At 65.5% G+C, this 16,562-nt stretch carries 15 protein-coding genes and 2 rRNA genes; 11 read left to right on the forward strand and 6 right to left on the reverse strand.

Annotated features, from left to right (window positions below; genetic code table 11):
- Positions 1 to 120 precede the first annotated feature (120 nt).
- From BO226_RS04535 to ehuA, 6 genes are all read left to right on the forward strand, one after another.
- Positions 121 to 3,257: ribosomal RNA gene (locus BO226_RS04535) — 23S ribosomal RNA — on the forward strand.
- Between the two features lie 110 nt (positions 3,258 to 3,367).
- Positions 3,368 to 3,484: ribosomal RNA gene (gene rrf / locus BO226_RS04540) — 5S ribosomal RNA — on the forward strand.
- A 305-nt stretch (positions 3,485 to 3,789) separates the two neighbouring features.
- A complete protein-coding gene (ehuB, locus tag BO226_RS04545; protein ID WP_039586823.1) occupies positions 3,790 to 4,683 on the forward strand; it encodes an ectoine/hydroxyectoine ABC transporter substrate-binding protein EhuB in 894 nt (297 codons plus the stop codon).
- Between the two features lie 16 nt (positions 4,684 to 4,699).
- Positions 4,700 to 5,434: an ectoine/hydroxyectoine ABC transporter permease subunit EhuC gene (ehuC, locus tag BO226_RS04550; protein WP_039586825.1), complete on the forward strand. Its 735-nt coding sequence runs from the start codon at positions 4,700 to 4,702 to the stop codon at positions 5,432 to 5,434.
- Positions 5,431 to 6,075, forward strand: a complete 645-nt coding sequence (gene ehuD / locus BO226_RS04555; RefSeq protein ID WP_071934698.1) for an ectoine/hydroxyectoine ABC transporter permease subunit EhuD — start codon at positions 5,431 to 5,433, stop codon at positions 6,073 to 6,075. Before ehuC ends, ehuD begins: the two co-directional genes overlap by 4 nt.
- Positions 6,076 to 6,136: 61 nt before the next feature.
- On the forward strand, positions 6,137 to 6,901 hold the full coding sequence (gene ehuA, locus BO226_RS04560) for an ectoine/hydroxyectoine ABC transporter ATP-binding protein EhuA (RefSeq protein WP_172414895.1): 765 nt from the start codon (positions 6,137 to 6,139) through the stop codon (positions 6,899 to 6,901).
- Between the two features lie 9 nt (positions 6,902 to 6,910).
- Here ehuA and BO226_RS04565 read toward each other — a convergent pair whose 3' ends face one another.
- Complete coding sequence (locus BO226_RS04565) at positions 6,911 to 8,458, reverse strand: adenylate/guanylate cyclase domain-containing protein (RefSeq protein ID WP_071934700.1); 1,548 nt, start codon at positions 8,456 to 8,458, stop codon at positions 6,911 to 6,913.
- Positions 8,459 to 8,500: 42 nt separating this feature from the next.
- On the opposite strand from BO226_RS04565, the gene nucS reads away from it, so the two are divergent.
- Positions 8,501 to 9,175, forward strand: a complete 675-nt coding sequence (gene nucS, locus BO226_RS04570; RefSeq protein ID WP_006554723.1) for an endonuclease NucS — start codon at positions 8,501 to 8,503, stop codon at positions 9,173 to 9,175.
- 2 nt (positions 9,176 to 9,177) lie between these two features.
- Positions 9,178 to 9,501: a hypothetical protein gene (locus tag BO226_RS04575; RefSeq protein ID WP_006554724.1), complete on the forward strand. Its 324-nt coding sequence runs from the start codon at positions 9,178 to 9,180 to the stop codon at positions 9,499 to 9,501.
- A gap of 238 nt (positions 9,502 to 9,739) precedes the next feature.
- Here the strand turns inward: BO226_RS04575 and BO226_RS28545 are convergent, their stop codons facing one another.
- From BO226_RS28545 to mce, 4 genes are all read right to left on the reverse strand, one after another.
- Positions 9,740 to 10,219 (reverse strand): DNA polymerase III subunit beta family protein, encoded by a 480-nt coding sequence (locus BO226_RS28545; protein WP_332260662.1) that lies wholly within the window; start codon positions 10,217 to 10,219, stop codon positions 9,740 to 9,742.
- On the reverse strand, positions 10,135 to 10,395 hold the full coding sequence (locus tag BO226_RS27930) for a MerR family DNA-binding transcriptional regulator (RefSeq protein ID WP_332260669.1): 261 nt from the start codon (positions 10,393 to 10,395) through the stop codon (positions 10,135 to 10,137). The genes BO226_RS28545 and BO226_RS27930 overlap by 85 nt, the downstream gene beginning before the upstream one ends.
- A 71-nt stretch (positions 10,396 to 10,466) precedes the next feature.
- Positions 10,467 to 11,711: a hypothetical protein gene (locus BO226_RS04590; protein ID WP_071934701.1), complete on the reverse strand. Its 1,245-nt coding sequence runs from the start codon at positions 11,709 to 11,711 to the stop codon at positions 10,467 to 10,469.
- Between the two features lie 83 nt (positions 11,712 to 11,794).
- Positions 11,795 to 12,280, reverse strand: coding sequence for a methylmalonyl-CoA epimerase (gene mce / locus BO226_RS04595; RefSeq protein ID WP_006554728.1), 486 nt, complete (start codon positions 12,278 to 12,280; stop codon positions 11,795 to 11,797).
- Positions 12,281 to 12,384: 104 nt separating this feature from the next.
- Here mce and BO226_RS04600 point away from each other — a divergent pair, with 104 nt between their 5' ends.
- From BO226_RS04600 to BO226_RS04610, 3 genes are all read left to right on the forward strand, one after another.
- On the forward strand, positions 12,385 to 13,575 hold the full coding sequence (locus BO226_RS04600; RefSeq protein WP_024100503.1) for an acetyl-CoA C-acetyltransferase: 1,191 nt from the start codon (positions 12,385 to 12,387) through the stop codon (positions 13,573 to 13,575).
- Between the two features lie 105 nt (positions 13,576 to 13,680).
- Positions 13,681 to 14,040, forward strand: coding sequence for a DUF3817 domain-containing protein (locus BO226_RS04605; RefSeq protein ID WP_006554730.1), 360 nt, complete (start codon positions 13,681 to 13,683; stop codon positions 14,038 to 14,040).
- A 115-nt stretch (positions 14,041 to 14,155) separates the two neighbouring features.
- Positions 14,156 to 15,046: a tetratricopeptide repeat protein gene (locus BO226_RS04610; RefSeq protein ID WP_019288978.1), complete on the forward strand. Its 891-nt coding sequence runs from the start codon at positions 14,156 to 14,158 to the stop codon at positions 15,044 to 15,046.
- Positions 15,047 to 15,104: 58 nt separating this feature from the next.
- On the opposite strand, the gene BO226_RS04615 is transcribed toward BO226_RS04610, so the two are convergent.
- On the reverse strand, positions 15,105 to 16,553 hold the full coding sequence (locus BO226_RS04615) for a neutral zinc metallopeptidase (RefSeq protein WP_071934702.1): 1,449 nt from the start codon (positions 16,551 to 16,553) through the stop codon (positions 15,105 to 15,107).
- Positions 16,554 to 16,562: the final 9 nt, after the last annotated feature.

The raw sequence follows: 16,562 nt of genomic DNA on the forward strand, positions 1-16,562 counted from the left end.
AGAACACGCGAGTGTTTGATCAGCGACGATGACTTACGAAGACGGTTGGCCGTGTGGCCGGCGTTGGTAGGGGTTGTTGTGTGTTGTTTGAGAACTGCACAGTGGACGCGAGCATCTTTGTTGTAAGTGTTTATGAGCGTACGGTGGATGCCTTGGCACCAGGAGCCGATGAAGGACGTGGGAGGCTGCGATATGCCTCGGGGAGCTGTCAACCGAGCTGTGATCCGAGGATTTCCGAATGGGGAAACCCAGCACGAGTGATGTCGTGTTACCCGCATCTGAATATATAGGGTGTGTGGAGGGAACGTGGGGAAGTGAAACATCTCAGTACCCACAGGAAGAGAAAACAACATGTGATTCCGTGAGTAGTGGCGAGCGAAAGCGGATGAGGCTAAACCATGGGTGTGTGATAGCTGGCAGGCGTTGCATCCGTGGGGTTGTGGGGCTTTTCTTCCCGTCACTGTCATGACGGGCGAGAGTAAGAAACCGGTTGGTTAGTCGAAGTGGTCTGGAACGGCCTGTCGTAGAGGGTGAGAATCCCGTAGACGAAAACTTGCCGGCTCTCGTGAAAAGTACCCGAGTAGCACCGGGCCCGTGAAATCCGGTGTGAATCTGTCGGGACCACCCGATAAGCCTGAATACTCCCTGGTGACCGATAGCGGACTAGTACCGTGAGGGAAAGGTGAAAAGTACCCCGGGAGGGGAGTGAAATAGTACCTGAAACCGTGCGCTTACAATCCGTCAGAGCCGATGCACGATTCAGTTCGTGGTGGGTGATGGCGTGCCTTTTGAAGAATGAGCCTGCGAGTTAGTGGCATGTCGCGAGGTTAACCCGTGTGGGGTAGTCGTAGCGAAAGCGAGTCCGAATAGGGCGCATGTAGTGGCATGTTCTAGACCCGAAGCGGAGTGATCTACCCATGGCCAGGGTGAAGCGATGGTAAGACGTCGTGGAGGCCCGAACCCACTTAGGTTGAAAACTGAGGGGATGAGTTGTGGGTAGGGGTGAAAGGCCAATCAAACTCCGTGATAGCTGGTTCTCCCCGAAATGCATTTAGGTGCAGCGTCGCGTGTTTCTCACCGGAGGTAGAGCTACTGGATGGTCTAGGGGGCCCACAAGCTTACCGAAATCAGCCAAACTCCGAATGCCGGTGAGTGAGAGCGCGGCAGTGAGACTGCGGGGGATAAGCTTCGTAGTCGAGAGGGAAACAGCCCAGATCGCCGGCTAAGGCCCCTAAGCGTGTACTAAGTGGAAAAGGATGTGGGATCGCTGAGACAACCAGGAGGTTGGCTTAGAAGCAGCCACCCTTGAAAGAGTGCGTAATAGCTCACTGGTCAAGTGGTTCTGCGCCGACAATGTAGCGGGGCTCAAGTACACCGCCGAAGCCGCGGCACTCACACAACACCCCGGAAGGGTTACGGCTTTTCCGGCAGTGGTGTGGGTGGGTAGGGGAGCGTCGTGCAGCCGTGGAAGCGCCGGAGTGATCCAGGTGTGGAGGCTGCGCGAGTGAGAATGCAGGCATGAGTAGCGAAAGACGAGTGAGAAACTCGTCCGCCGGATGACCAAGGGTTCCTGGGCCAGGTTAATCCGCCCAGGGTGAGTCGGGACCTAAGGCGAGGCCGACAGGCGTAGTCGATGGACAACGGGTTGATATTCCCGTACCCGTGTATCCGCGCCCAATGGCGAATCAGTTGTGCTAACCGTCCAAAAGTTTCCGCTGTTCCTTCGGGAACTGTGGGGATGGCTGCACGGGACCCTGATTGTAGTAGTCAAGCGATGGGGTGACGCAGGAAGGTAGCTGGGCCAGGTGATGGAGTACCTGGTGTAAGCCGGTAGGGCGAATGGTAGGCAAATCCGCCATTCACACAGCCTGAGAGGTGATGCGTACCCGTTGAGGGGAATTCAGTGATCCTATGCTGCCGAGAAAAGCCTCTAGTGAGTTGGTACACGGCCCGTACCCCAAACCGACACAGGTGGTCAGGTAGAGAATACCGAGGCGATCGAGAGAACTGTGGTTAAGGAACTCGGCAAAATGCCCCCGTAACTTCGGGAGAAGGGGGACCACGCCCGGTGACGGCCCTTGCGGTCCGAGCTGGGGGTGGTCGCAGAGACCAGAGAGAAGCGACTGTTTACTAAAAACACAGGTCCGTGCGAAGTCGTAAGACGATGTATACGGACTGACGCCTGCCCGGTGCTGGAAGGTTAAGAGGACCGGTTAGCGGGGTTTACTCCGCGAAGCTGAGAATTTAAGCCCCAGTAAACGGCGGTGGTAACTATAACCATCCTAAGGTAGCGAAATTCCTTGTCGGGTAAGTTCCGACCTGCACGAATGGCGTAACGACTTCTCTGCTGTCTCGACCACAGACTCGGCGAAATTGCATTACGAGTAAAGATGCTCGTTACGCGCGGCAGGACGAAAAGACCCCGGGACCTTCACTATAGCTTGGTATTGGTGTTCGGTTCGGTTTGTGTAGGATAGGTGGGAGACTGTGAAGCTCATACGCCAGTATGGGTGGAGTCGTTGTTGAAATACCACTCTGATCGTATTGGACCTCTAACCTCGGACCATGATCTGGTTCAGGGACAGTGCCTGGTGGGTAGTTTAACTGGGGCGGTTGCCTCCCAAAATGTAACGGAGGCGCCCAAAGGTTCCCTCAGCCTGGTTGGCAATCAGGTGTCGAGTGCAAGTGCACAAGGGAGCTTGACTGTGAGACTGACAGGTCGAGCAGGGACGAAAGTCGGGACTAGTGATCCGGCACCGGCATGTGGAAGCGGTGTCGCTCAACGGATAAAAGGTACCCCGGGGATAACAGGCTGATCTTCCCCAAGAGTCCATATCGACGGGATGGTTTGGCACCTCGATGTCGGCTCGTCGCATCCTGGGGCTGGAGTAGGTCCCAAGGGTTGGGCTGTTCGCCCATTAAAGCGGCACGCGAGCTGGGTTTAGAACGTCGTGAGACAGTTCGGTCTCTATCCGCCGCGCGCGTTAGAAACTTGAGGAAGGCTGTCCCTAGTACGAGAGGACCGGGACGGACGAACCTCTGGTGTGCCAGTTGTCCCGCCAGGGGCATGGCTGGTTGGCTACGTTCGGAAGGGATAACCGCTGAAAGCATCTAAGCGGGAAGCCTGTTCCAAGATGAGGTTTCTCACCCCCTCGAGGGGGTAAGGCCCCCGGCAGACCACCGGGTTGATAGGCCGGAACTGGAAGCCCAGCAATGGGTGGAGGTGACCGGTACTAATAGGCCGAGGACTTACCACGAAGATGTTACGCGTCCACTGTGCGGTATCTGAAACAACACACACATCAGATATCGAAGCCCGACACGGGTTTTCGATACTCCTGATGCGTGGAATATTGTTTCATAGAGTTACGGCGGTCATAGCGACAGGGAAACGCCCGGTCCCATTCCGAACCCGGAAGCTAAGCCTGTCTGCGCCGATGGTACTGCACTCGACAGGGTGTGGGAGAGTAGGACACCGCCGAACACCCGTTCCGAAAGGGGACCCACACTGTGGGTCCCCTTTCGTGTTCTCCGGGTTCTCCCCGGACCTGTCGGGGGATCCCACCTCACGGGAAAGTCCTTACGCTCCGAACGCTTTTCGGGTACGGTACGCCCGCTCCGATCGCCGGCGCCCAGCGGATCACGACCTCGTAACAAACACGCTCTGTTCCAGGCTATGCCTACTTATGCCGGTAACGTCCGCTCATGCACGATCGCACGGTTCGTGTGGGTTCGGCGTGTGAGCGCCTGTCGGGGGCGTTCTCGTCGACGACGAGGAGGGGCGAGACGATGACGAATCGATCGACTACGGGTACCGCCGGCAAGTTCACGGCGGTGATCGCGGGACTGGGACTCATCGGCGCGGCCGTCACAGGATGTACGAGCGTCGACACCGACAGCGAGGGTTCGACCCTCGAACGACTCCAGCAGGAAGGCACCGTCACCGTCGGTTTCGCCGGCGAGGCGCCCTACAGCTTCATGCAGGACGGCGAACTCACCGGCGCCACCGTCGCTCTGCACCGCGAGATCTTCAAGAACCTCGGCATCGACAACGTCGAAGGTGTGGCCACCGACTTCGGTGCGCTCATTCCCGGCCTGCAGGCCGGACGGTTCGATGTCGTCAGTGCCGGCATGTCGATCCTGCCGCAGCGTTGCGAACAGGCACTGTTCAGCGAGCCGGAGTTCAACTACACCACTGCGCTCATGGTCCCGCAGGGCAATCCGGAACAGCTCGCCGACATGCAGTCGATCGCCGAGAGCGGCGTCCGGATGGCGGTCATGACCGGCGCGATCGAAGCCGACTACGCCTCTGCGCTCGGCATCGACGCGATGCAGGTGGCGTCTCCCCAGGACGGGATGGATGCCGTCGTCAACGGACGCGCCGACGTCTTCGCGCTGACGGGTATCTCCCTGAACTGGATGAAGCAGAACAACGAGGGTGCGCCCGTCGACGTCACCGAGTCGTTCGTCGCGGAGATCGACGGGGTGCCTCAGGTGGGCGCCGGCGGAACGGTCTTCCGCAAGGAGGACACCGAACTGCGCGACGCCTACAACGAGGAACTCGCGAAGATCACGTCCGACCCGCAGAAGTACCTGTCGATCGTCGGCGAGTTCGGGTTCACGGAGGCGGAGATGCCCGATCCGGGGCTGACGACCGAGATGCTCTGCGAGGGCGTTTCCTGATCTCGGCTGCGTCGTAATGGATTTCGGTTCCAAGATCGAACTGCTGTGGAACTCCTTCCCGCAACTGTTCGACGGTCTGCTCGTCACCGTCGAACTGACCGTGGGGAGTGCGGTCTTCGCGTTCCTGCTCGCCGTGGCCCTCGGACTGGCGGCAGGCGCGAAGAACCTCGCCCTGCGCGGCAGTGCGCGGGTGTTCATCGAGTTCTTCCGCGGCACTTCGCTTCTCGTCCAGCTGTTCTGGTTCTTCTATGTCCTTCCGTTGTTCGGGTTCCGGCTCGAATCGATCGTGTGCGGGATCCTCGCCCTGTCGCTCAACTACGGCGCCTACGGAGCGGAGGTGGTGCGCGGTGCGATCGCGTCGGTGCCCAAGCCGCAACTGGAGGCGGCGACGGCGCTGAATTTCGGTTACTGGCAGCGCATGCGACGAGTGATCTTCCCGCAGGCCTGGGCCGAGATGATCCCGCCGCTGACGAATCTGCTCATCCAGTTGCTCAAGGGAACGGCACTGGCGAGCTATATCCTCCTGCAGGACCTCACGTTCCAGATCGAGCAGCTCCGTAGAGGAAGCGGCGACACCATCTTCGCGTTCGGCGTGGGGTTGGTGCTGTACTTCGTGCTCGGCTATCTGCTGACGCTGCTGATGAATGCGCTCGAGGTGCGGGCGAAGAGCCGACTCGGGACCGGTCCCACTCTGCGTGAGATCTTCGGGCTCGCCCCGGTCTTCGATCAGCCGTTGGGGGCACGCTCATGACCGTCGACTGGAGTTGGGAACGCGCGGCCGAGGCCCTTCCGGTACTGCTCGAAGGATTCCGGATCACCCTGCTGGCCACGGTCCTCGGATTCGTGGTCGCTGCGGTGCTCGGGCTGGTCGTGGCCGTCGCCCGTCGCTCGTTGCCGAAGGTGCTCGCGACGGCGCTGTCCGCCGTCGTCGAGTTCATCCGGCTCACCCCGCTCGTGGTGCAGCTGCTCTTCGTCTACTACCTCCTCCCGCAGTTCAGTGCGCTGCAGATCGGCATCGCCGTACTGGGGATCCATTACTCGACCTACATGGCCGAGGTGTACCGGGCGGGCATCGACGCGGTGCCGAAGGGACAATGGGAGGCGTGCCGCGCCCTGTCGTTGTCGCCGATGCGTACGTGGCGTGCGGTGATCCTGCCGCAGGCCGTGCGCCGTGTCGTGCCTGCGCTGGGCAACTACGCGGTGTCGCTGTTCAAGGACACCCCGTTCCTCTTCACGATCTCCGTCGTGGAGATGGTGACCGCGGCCCAGCAGTTCGGTGCGCGCAACTTCCAGTACCTCGAGCCGCTCACACTGGCCGGCCTGATCTTCCTCATCGCCAGCTACCCGACGTCGTTGCTCGTCCGCCGATTGGAGCGTCGCCTTGCCTATTGAGATGCACAAGGAAGCCGGTGCCGACGGCGACTCGCTGCCCGCCGCCACCTCCGACGGATCCATGATCCGTTTCGACTCCGTGGTCAAGCAATTCGGTAATCACGTGGTCCTCGACCACTTGGACTTCACCGTCGCCCCGGGGGAACGGGTCACGTTGATCGGTCCGAGCGGTTCGGGCAAGACGACCATCCTGCGCCTGCTCATGACCCTCGAGAAGATCGACGACGGTGTGGTGTGGGTCAAGGGCGAACCACTGAGCCACGAACGCAAGGGGACGCGTCTCGTCCCGGCCTCCGAGCGCTACCTGAGGACGATGCGTCGCAGCATCGGGATGGTCTTCCAGCAGTTCAACCTGTTCCCCAACATGAACGTGATGGAGAACCTCACCGAGGCTCCGGTCCACGTCCTCGGTCGCAGCAAGGCCGAGGCACGCGACCGTGCGCGGGAGCTGCTCGCGATGGTCGGTCTGTCCGACAAGGAGACCGCCCATCCCACGCAGCTGTCGGGTGGTCAGCAGCAGCGGGTCGCGATCGCCCGTGCCCTCGCGATGGATCCGGAGATCCTGCTGCTCGACGAGGTGACCTCGGCCCTCGACCCCGAACTCGTCGCCGATGTGCTGGACGTGCTGCGGACGATCGCCGAGACGACCGACATCACGATGCTCATCGTGACGCACGAGATGCACTTCGCCCGCGACGTCTCCGATCGAGTGCTGATGTTCGATCAGGGACGCATCGTGGAGGAGGGGCCGCCCGAGCGCATCTTCACCAGTCCCCGTGAGGAACGCACTCGCAAGTTCCTCGACGCGGTGCTGGCGGGGGAGTGAGGCCGGCCGTCAGTCCGCGCGCGGAATCGCCAGGCGCGTCGGCTCGGAGCGGCCGCGCAGGGTGATTTCCTCACCCAGCTCCCACCGTGCGCGTTCGTCCTCGGGAGCGAGCTGCACGGTGCGGGCCGACGCCGCGACGTAACCCGGAACGGTCTTCGCGAGATCGGACAGTCTCGCCGCTTCGTTGACCGGATCGCCGATCACGGTGTACTCGAAGCGTTCCTGCGCGCCGATGTTCCCGGCGACCGCGCGACCTGCCGTGACCCCGATACCCGCGCGACACTCCGGCACTTCGTCGGCGAGGCGTCGCGCCATCCTTCTCGCGGCGCCGAGCGCGGAGCCGGCGGCGTTGTCGAGGGCGACCGGCGCCCCGAAGATCGCGAGCGCTGCATCGCCCTCGAACTTGTTGACGAATCCTTCGGCCGCGTGCACCTCTTCGACGACGACCGCGAAGAAGCGGTTGAGCAGCGCTACCACCTCTGTCGGTGGGCGACTTGCGGCCAACGCGGTGGACCCGACGATGTCGACGAACAACACTGCGACGTCCCGTTCCTCACCGCCGAGGACACCGGGATTGGCCAGCGCCGCGGCCGCGACCTCCCGTCCGACATGGCGGCCGAATACGTCGCGCAGTTTCTCGCGTTCGCGCAGGCCTTCGGCCATCCGGTTGAATCCCGTCTGCAACTGTCCCAATTCGGTTCCGTCGTAGACGACGACCGCGGTGTCGAAGTCGCCCGACGCGATGCGTTGCATCCCGGCGCGCACCGATTCGATCGGCGCGATCGTCGACCGGATGGTGAGGAACATCAGCAGCGAGCCGGTGAGCAGACCGAGTCCGCCGATGGCGAGGATGGTGATCGCCAGTCGCGTGGGCGTGACGGGACGGATGAAGCTGAACACCGCGATGAACAGCAGACCGACGACGGGCACGGCGCTGCCCAGGGCCCATGCGAGCATCACCCGTCCGGTGGTGCCGGCCAGTCGCGGGCGACGAGGCGTCCCGACCTCGAGCGCACGCGCCGCGATGGGGCGCAGCGCGAAATCGGTGAACATGTACGCGAATCCGCATACCGTGACGCCGGCTAGAGTGATGGTCAGCGCGACCTTCGGGATCGTCTGCGGGTCGATGACCCCGAACCCGACGGTGAACAGGATCAACCCGATGAACCACAGCGCTCCCTGCTGGAGGGTGGTACGCCAGGGCATCCGCAACGCGATCCGCTGTTCCTGCGGGGTGGGCGGGCGGTTCTCCAGCGCCCACCGCAGCCTGCGGAGCGTCGCCCGGGTGCCGAGCACCGATCCGACCACGACGGCCGAGACCACGTAGACAGGAGCGAGGATCGCGGTGATGACGAGGAAGTCGGCGGTCAGTACGGACGGGCCTGGGATCACGACGTTGATGAGAGCGGCCACGATCAGGGCACCGACGAGATGCGTACCGATCAGGGAGAACGTCAACAGGGTCTGGATCCTGATGCGTTGCCGTCGGATCGGTTCGGCAGGCTCTCCCAGGATGGCCGATCCGAGCGGGGCCGTGCGGTGACTGCGTGCGGGCATGGTCGTTCGAGACTAGTCGAGTGGATCCTCTAGGGTGGCTGTGTGCGTCTTGTGATTGCCCGTTGCCGTGTGGACTACATCGGACGCCTGACGGCTCATCTGCCGACGGCCCGACGTCTCCTCCTCGTCAAATCCGACGGTTCGGTGAGTGTCCACGCCGACGACCGTGCCTACAAGCCCCTGAACTGGATGAGCCCACCCTGCTGGCTCGAGGAGGAGTCCGTCGAGGACGCCGAGGCCCTGTGGGTGGTCACCAACAAGGCAGGCGAGCAGCTGCGCATCACTCTCGAAGAGATCGACCACGATTCGAGCCACGAACTCGGTGTCGACCCCGGTCTGATCAAGGACGGTGTCGAGGCGCACCTGCAGGAACTTCTCGCCGAGCACGTCGAGACCCTCGGGACGGGCTTCACCCTGATCCGGCGCGAGTACCCCACGGCGATCGGACCCGTGGACTTGTTGTGCCGCGATGCCGACGGAGCGACCGTCGCCGTGGAGGTGAAGCGTCGCGGCGAGATCGACGGCGTGGAGCAGCTCACCCGGTATCTCGAACTGCTCAACCGGGATCCGCTGCTTGCTCCCGTCAGCGGCGTGTTCGCGGCTCAGCAGATCAAGCCGCAGGCACGGACGCTGGCCACGGACCGCGGCATCCGCTGCCTCGTGCTCGACTACGAGGCGTTGCGGGGTACCGAGAGCACCGAGTTCAGATTGTTCTGATCGTGCCGCGCCGCAACCGATCCCGCACCGGCCGCAAGCGCGGTGGGGCGACCGACGAATCCCCGACCTATTTCGGGGCGACGGTGCGCACCGAGAACGGTCCCGCGGGGGCCGAAGGTGAGCGTTTCACCGTGCGCACGGTGCCGGGTTCGCGTGCCACCAAGCCGTACCGGTGCCCGGGATGCGATCACGAGATCGCGCCGGGAACACCCCATGTCGTCGCGTGGCCGACCGATGCGCTCGGCGGTGCGGAGGACCGGCGGCACTGGCACAGCGGATGCTGGGCGGGACGCGGGACCCGCCGACCGACCCGACGCTGGTCCTAGCCACCCTCACCGGTCGCTGCACGCCGGTCCGAGGGCACCCGTTAGCGGACGGTGCCCGGCGCGGACGCTCGCGGTGCGGTGTCGCGGTCGGCGATCGCCCGACGCACCTCGTGGACGGCCGTGCGGACGATGTCGCGGTAGGGATCGTCGGGGAGTGCGGACAGGTGGTCCTGCGCGCGGTCGAGGTGTTCCGTGGCTGCCCGGAACGACCCGAGACGACGGAAGTCGTCGGCCAGGTTCAGGTGCAGGCTCGGATAGAAGCCCGCGACCCGGAGGGTGTCGTGGTGTCGCTGTGCGCGCTCGTCGGTGAGGGCATCGGCAGCGTCGAGGGAGCGGACATCCCAGACCAGGGACTCGGCGGGATCGTCGTACAGGTCGGATCGGTGGGCACGAGCGTCCGGGTGGCGAGCCGGTACCGGTCTGTGGCGGTCAGCCTCACGCAGCCGGATCCGGTTTCCATGTGCACGCCGTTCAGTACCGGGATGTCGGGGTCGTGACCGGTGGAGGCGGAGACCTGATCGACGGCGCCGGCAAGGACGGGTCCCGGCAGCGTGCAGATCACGCGGCGCGATTCGGCACGCAGGGACGCCGCGAGGGTCTCGGCGGCCCGTCGGAGCCGCTCGGCCTCCGTAGTCATCCCGGTGACGTGGTCGTCGAGCAGTCGCGCGGCCTCGTCCGTGTCGGCGGCGAAGAACTCACCGATGGCGGGCAGCGGCATCCCGATCTCCCGTAACTGCCGCAGCCGGCACGCACGCGGGACCTGGGAGCGGCTGTAGAACGGTATCCCGTCGACGGATCGACCTGCTCGGGACGCAGCAGGCCGGCATCGTCGTAGAACCGCAATGCGCTCGCGGTCAGTCCGACGAGCTCGGCGAACACGCCGATCGACATCATCTCCGGGTCGGTCACCGGCCCATCATGGAGCTTCGACCGACTCGAAGGTCAAGCCCGACGGCCGGCGACCGTCAGTTGCGGACCTTGCTGGCCACGGCGGGAGAGCGACCCTGCGCACCGGAACCGACCGAGGGGGAGCGATTCGGTGCCGAGGGGTTCGGCGTGCGTGGAGTGGACTGGGATCCCTGTGCGCCGCTGTTCGGCTGCGCGGCCGAGTTCGGGTCGGAGGCCGAGCCGGAGGCATCGCTCTTCGGGATCCGCGCCGTCCGGTCGGCCTGCGGCATGGGCGTGGTCTTGTCGGTCTGCGGCAGCGGCGCGGTCTTGTCCGCCTTCGCGTCGGCCTCGGGGGATGCCGGCTCCTTCGGACTCTCGTCGTCCGAACTCTGCTTGTCGCCCCCCTGCTTGTTGTCGCGCGCCGTACCGAGGACGGTCGTGCGGGGCTCGTCGAGGGAGATCTCCCGGTCGAGCAGTTCGCCCTCGCGGTTGATGCCCGCGAGCAGCGTGGGGACGTCGTCGAGCTGCTCGCGAACGGCGTCGAGCTGGCCGAGGATGCGTCCGCGCAGCACGCGGAGCTCCTCGGTGAGGTCGCGCGCGTTGGCGACCTTCCGCTCGGACTGTTCGGTGGCGCGGGCGAGCCGTCGTTCGGCTTCCTGCGTGGCTTCCTCGATGCGGCGCTCGGCTTCGGCCTTACTCGTCCGTTCGAGTTCGTCGAGGGCTCCGAGCAGCTTCGTGCGACGCTCGGACATCGTGATCTCGAAGTCCTGCTGCACCTGCTCGCGCTTGGCCTCGGCCTCGGCGTCGAGTCGCTCGGCCTCCGCGCGGGCAGCAGCCACGATCCGCTCGGCCTCGGCGCGGGCCGCAGTCATCGTCCGCTCGTGCTCGGCCGCGAAGGCGACGCGGGTGTCCTCGAGTTCGGCGAGCTTCTTCTCGTAGTCGCCCCGGAGGCGGATGCCCTCCTGCTCCGCCAGCGAGATCATCTCGGCGGCGTCGGCCTCGGCGCGGGCCCGCAGCTCGGAGGCCTCGTCGGAGGCGAGACGCAGCATCCGGGAGATGCGGTCGCTCATGCCCTCGGCGGTGGTGGGCGGCACCGACAGACGGTCGACGTCCTTGCGGAGTTCGTCGATCTCGTTGCGGGCGTTCTCGAGCTGACGGGCCAGATCGCGGGCCTGCGCGGCGGCGGCGTCGCGGTCGGTGGCAGTCACGCGCAGCTCGGCCTCGAACCGGGCGAAGTAGTTGGTCACCTCGTCGCGGTCGAATCCCTTCCGCACGATGGAGAACGGCAGGTGGCTGGGTGCGCGATCACGATCGAAGACCATGGAGACAATCTACCCGGTCCCTGCGGGTACGACCCGGATGCGCTCCCGCCCCATCCGTCTTCGGGAGCGCACCGGAACGGCCGTCAGTGAGCGGGATGTGCAGCCGGCTCGACGAGCTCGACGAGGACGCCGCCCGCGTCCTTCGGATGCAAAAAGTTGATGCGCGAATCGGCGGTGCCGCGACGGGGTGCGTCGTACAGCAAGCGGACGCCGCGCTCACGAAGCGCAGTGGAGACGGCATCGATGTCGGAGACGCGGTAGGCAAGCTGCTGCAGACCCGGGCCATTGCGGTCGATGAACTTCGCGATCGTGGATTTCTCGTTCAGCGGGGCGAGCAGCTGGATCATGGTGGACCCTTCGAGGGTCCCCGGAACGGCCAGCATCGCCTCGCGCACGCCCTGCTCCTCGTTGACTTCCTCGTGGGTGGACACGAGACCGAGGTTCTCGGCGTACCAGGTGAGAGCGGCATCGAGGTCGGGCACTGCGATGCCGACGTGATCGATGGCGGTGACGAGTCCGGAAGCGAGAACGGACGCCGCCGGAGCGGATGTGGGAGAGGTCTCGGTCATGCTCTAGACGGTAGCGGTACCGTTGAGTGCACTCCTATCGGGATTCAGGTGAATATCCGAGTGGAGTTTTCCGATCACATGCCGATCTTTCGGAGGAATGTCCCGTGAGCAGTTCTGTCATCGTCGCCGGAGCCCGTACGCCCATGGGGCGTCTTCAAGGCTCGCTCAAGGATTTCTCCGGATCGGATCTCGGTGGCGTGGCGATCTCCGGTGCGCTCGAGCGCGCCGGTGTGGCTCCTGAGCAGGTCGAATACGTCATCATGGGCCAGGTGCTCACCGCCGGCGCCGGCCAGATCCCGGCCCGTCAGGCGGCCGTCGCCGCCGGCATCCCGATGGACGTCCCGGCGCTGACCATCAACAAGGTGTGTCTGTCGGGCATCAACGCGATCGCGATGGCCGACCAGCTGATCCGCGCGGGCGAGTTCGACGTCGTCGTCGCCGGCGGCCAGGAGTCGATGAGCCAGGCCCCGCACATGCTCGAGAAGTCCCGCGCCGGCTTCAAGTACGGCGACGTGACCCTGCGCGACCACATGGCCTACGACGGCCTGCACGACATCTTCACCGACCAGGCGATGGGCAACCTCACCGAGTCGGCCAACTCCGGCGACCGCTTCGTCTCCCGCGAGGAGCAGGACGCCTTCGCCGCCGCCTCGCATCAGAGGGCCGCCCGCGCCTGGAAGGACGGCCTGTTCGAGGACGAGGTCGTGCCGGTGTCGATCAAGCAGCGCAAGGGCGACCCGATCGTCTTCGCCGCCGACGAGGGCATCCGCCCGGAGACCACCACCGAGTCGCTCGGCTCGCTGCGTCCGGCCTTCTCGAAGGACGGCACCGTCACCGCAGGTTCGGCCTCGCAGATCTCCGACGGTGCCGCCGCGGTCGTCGTGATGAGCAAGGCCAAGGCCACCGAGCTCGGGCTGAGCTGGATCGCCGAGATCGGCCGCCACGGCGTCGTCGCCGGACCGGACTCGACCCTGCAGTCGCAGCCTGCACGGGCGATCGCCAAGGCCTGCGAGCGTGAGGGCGTCGACCCGAAGGACCTCGACCTGATCGAGATCAACGAGGCGTTCGCCGCCGTCGGCATCGTCTCAGCCCGTGAGCTGGGCATCGATCCCGCGAAGGTGAACGTCAACGGCGGTGCGATCGCGCTCGGCCACCCGCTCGGCATGTCGGGCGCGCGCATCGTGCTGCACCTGGCGCTCGAGCTGAAGCGCCGCGGCGGCGGTGTCGGCGCTGCCGCCCTGTGCGGTGGTGGCGGCCAGGGCGACGCGCTCATCGTGCGGGTGCCCGAGAACTGACCCCTTTCTCTAAAGCATGATCACGGCCCCGGCGCAAGCATGCCGGGGCCGTGATGTCTCTCACTGAACTACGGCTTGTCGTAGGCCTTTCGGCACAATGGCCGCATGACCAACATCCTCGACGTGTCCACGCCCGCGAAACGATTCCGGCTGATCGCGATCTGGGAAGCGGTGACCTGGCTCGCCCTCCTGATCGCCATGTTCTTCAAGTGGGTGCTCGGCTACGAAGAGGCCATCGCGATCCCGGGCATGGTGCACGGCGTGGCCGGCTTCATCCCGTTCGTGCTCATCGCGCTCCTCACGGCGTGGTCGTTGAAGTGGGATCTCAAGACGACCTTCCTCGCCCTCGTCTCGAGCGTGCCCCCGTTCGGCACGATCGTCTTCGAGCGCTGGGCCGTGCGCACCGGTCGCCTCGGAGAGCTGTCCGCTCCCGCCACCCGCGAGGACGCCACCGCGACCGTCTGACCTCACGGCGACGTCCCCCGGTCCGCGCAGCACGATTCGGACCACTCGTGACAAAATGGTGGACGTGACTCGACCCGGTTCCCGTCCAGCACGTTCTGCCGCCGTCGCCGCGGCGATGTCCGGCGCGGTGGATCTCTCACCGCTCAAGGAGAGGGCCTCCGCGCCGCCGCCTCCGCCTCCGTCCGGTGGCGACGGCGCCGCACCCGGTGCCATCGCCCCGATCGTGGACGTCACCGAAGCGACGTTCGAGACCGAGGTGCTGCAGCGGTCGATGCAGGTGCCCGTGATCGTCGACCTGTGGGCGACCTGGTGCGAACCGTGCAAGCAGCTCTCACCCGTTCTCGAGAAGCTCGCGAACGAGGCAAACGGTGCGTGGGTCCTTGCGAAGGTCGACGTCGACGCGAACCCGCGGATCGCCCAGGCCTTCGGCGTCCAGTCGGTGCCCACGGTCGTCGCGATCGCGGCCGGCCAGCCGCTCGCCGACTTCCAGGGCGTGCAGCCCGAGCCCGCGCTGCGTCAGTGGCTCGACGCCATCCGGAACGCCGTCGCAGGCAAGCTGTCGGGCCCGCCCGGCGCCGAGCCGGAGGAACAGCCCGCCGACCCGCGTTTCGAGGCTGCCGAGCAGGCACTCGAGAACGGCGACTTCGAGGGCGCCGAGGCGGCCTACCAGCTCGTCCTGAACTCCGAGCCGAACAACACCGAGGCGCAGGCCGCGCTGCGCCAGGTGCGTTTCCTGGCCCGCGCGAGCAAGATTCCCGAGGATGCGATCGAGCGCGCCGATGCCGCTCCGAACGACCTCGAAGCCCAGTTCACCGCGGCCGACGCCGAACTGTTCGCGCAGCAGCCGGAGGCGGCCTTCGGTCGTCTCATCGAGTTCGTGCGTCGCAGCGCCGGGGACGAACGCACTGCGGCACGCACCCGGCTCCTCGAACTGTTCGAACTGTTCGATGCCGCGGATCCGGTCGTGGTGTCGTCGCGCCGCAAGCTCGCGATGGCCCTCTACTGATCCGTACCGATCCGCCGGACCGGCCGCTCACCACTCGTGGTGGGCGGCCGGTGTCGTCTCAGCGGTAACGGCCGGTGCAGCCCGCCTCGCCGCCGAGGACGCCGGTGCGGAAGGCATCCACCCGCGCGAACCCGCTCGGCACCGTGTTGCCGTTGACGTCGCTCGCGGCCAGACCGTCGGTGAGCAGGCCCGAGACCGCCTCGTCGAGGTCGCCGGGGGACAGCCACACCAGCACCTGGCTCGGGTCGACGTTCGAGGCGAGGGTGCTGTCCGGGCTCAGCGCGGCACTGATGACCCCCGACAGGCACGCCGCCCGCAGCGCCGTGCGCGGCTCGGTGAGCGACTGGCCGGACTCCTTCTGCACCGCGAGAGCGTAGCGGGAGGCGACGAGCACGTAGGCGTTGTAGTCGCCGCGGACACCGGGATCGAAGCCGCTTCCCGGCGGGGCGGCCGTACCGCGCTCGCTCAGTGCCTCCATGTCGACGCCCACGGTGTTCGTCGCGGGGCAGTACGACACCGGTGAGGTGGCCCGGGCGTCCGAGCACCCGAGGTCGGCGCCCGACAGATCGAGTTGCGGCAGGGAGTCCAGGTCGAAGACCTGGTGGAACGACTCGAAGATCGCCTCGACCGACTCGTCGGTGACCGGCAGTTCGCCGTCGTCTGCGGAGTTGTAGTACTGCGGCAGGTCGGCGCGGCGCGACTCGATCTCGGCGGCGTCGATGCGTGCACATGAGCCGGCCCCGTCGGTGAATCCGATCTGCACGGCCGTCACGCGTTCGAAGGCCGAGCCGTGGATCGAGTCGGGGTCGTTCGGATCGGCGTCGCGGAAGAGCACCATCGACGCGAGCACGTTGTTCAGCCCGTCGGAGGTGTCGAGCTGGAAGTGCGTCGACCGGCCCTCCGCGACGTGCCGCATGAACGCACCGGCGAAACAGTCGGCCTGCTGCTCGAACACGATGCCGGGGTCGTCCTCGGCGACCAGCCCCGCCGTGTGCTGGACGGCGTGCCCGTATTCATGAGCGAGGACCGTCACCGCGGCCATCGGTCCGAAGCTGTCGATGAGCTGCGGCATCAGGTAGGTGCGGTCCCATCCGATCTCGTCACCACCGCTGCAGTAGGCCGCGTTGATGAAGTCGTAGGTGGGTTTGCCGCAGAAACGCGGGCCCCGTCGCTCGGACGGATCCCACGACACGATCGTCTCGACCGGGCGGAAGGTGCCCCGGGCGACCGACGCGAACTCCTGACGCCAGTACTCCTCGATGTCGGCGATCGCGTTGCCGGCCAGGACGTCGACGGGACCGCCGTCGGTGTTCTCGATCTCGATGTCCGCATCGGGCACCCCGCTGCGCGGACCCGACGCCCCGGAGGTGACGGGCAGCCCCGCCACGGTGAAGGGGTTGTCGTAGATCGACACCGCCGTTCCTTCGATCCGCTGGGCGCAACCCGCCAGCAGGACGACGGTCAGTGCGGGCACCACCAGTCGCGCGAACCGGTGCGTCCGTCGCATGTCGTTGTG

This window comes from Rhodococcus sp. 2G (genome assembly GCF_001886355.1).
In the GTDB taxonomy this organism is placed as follows: Bacteria; Actinomycetota; Actinomycetes; order Mycobacteriales; family Mycobacteriaceae; genus Rhodococcus; species Rhodococcus pyridinivorans.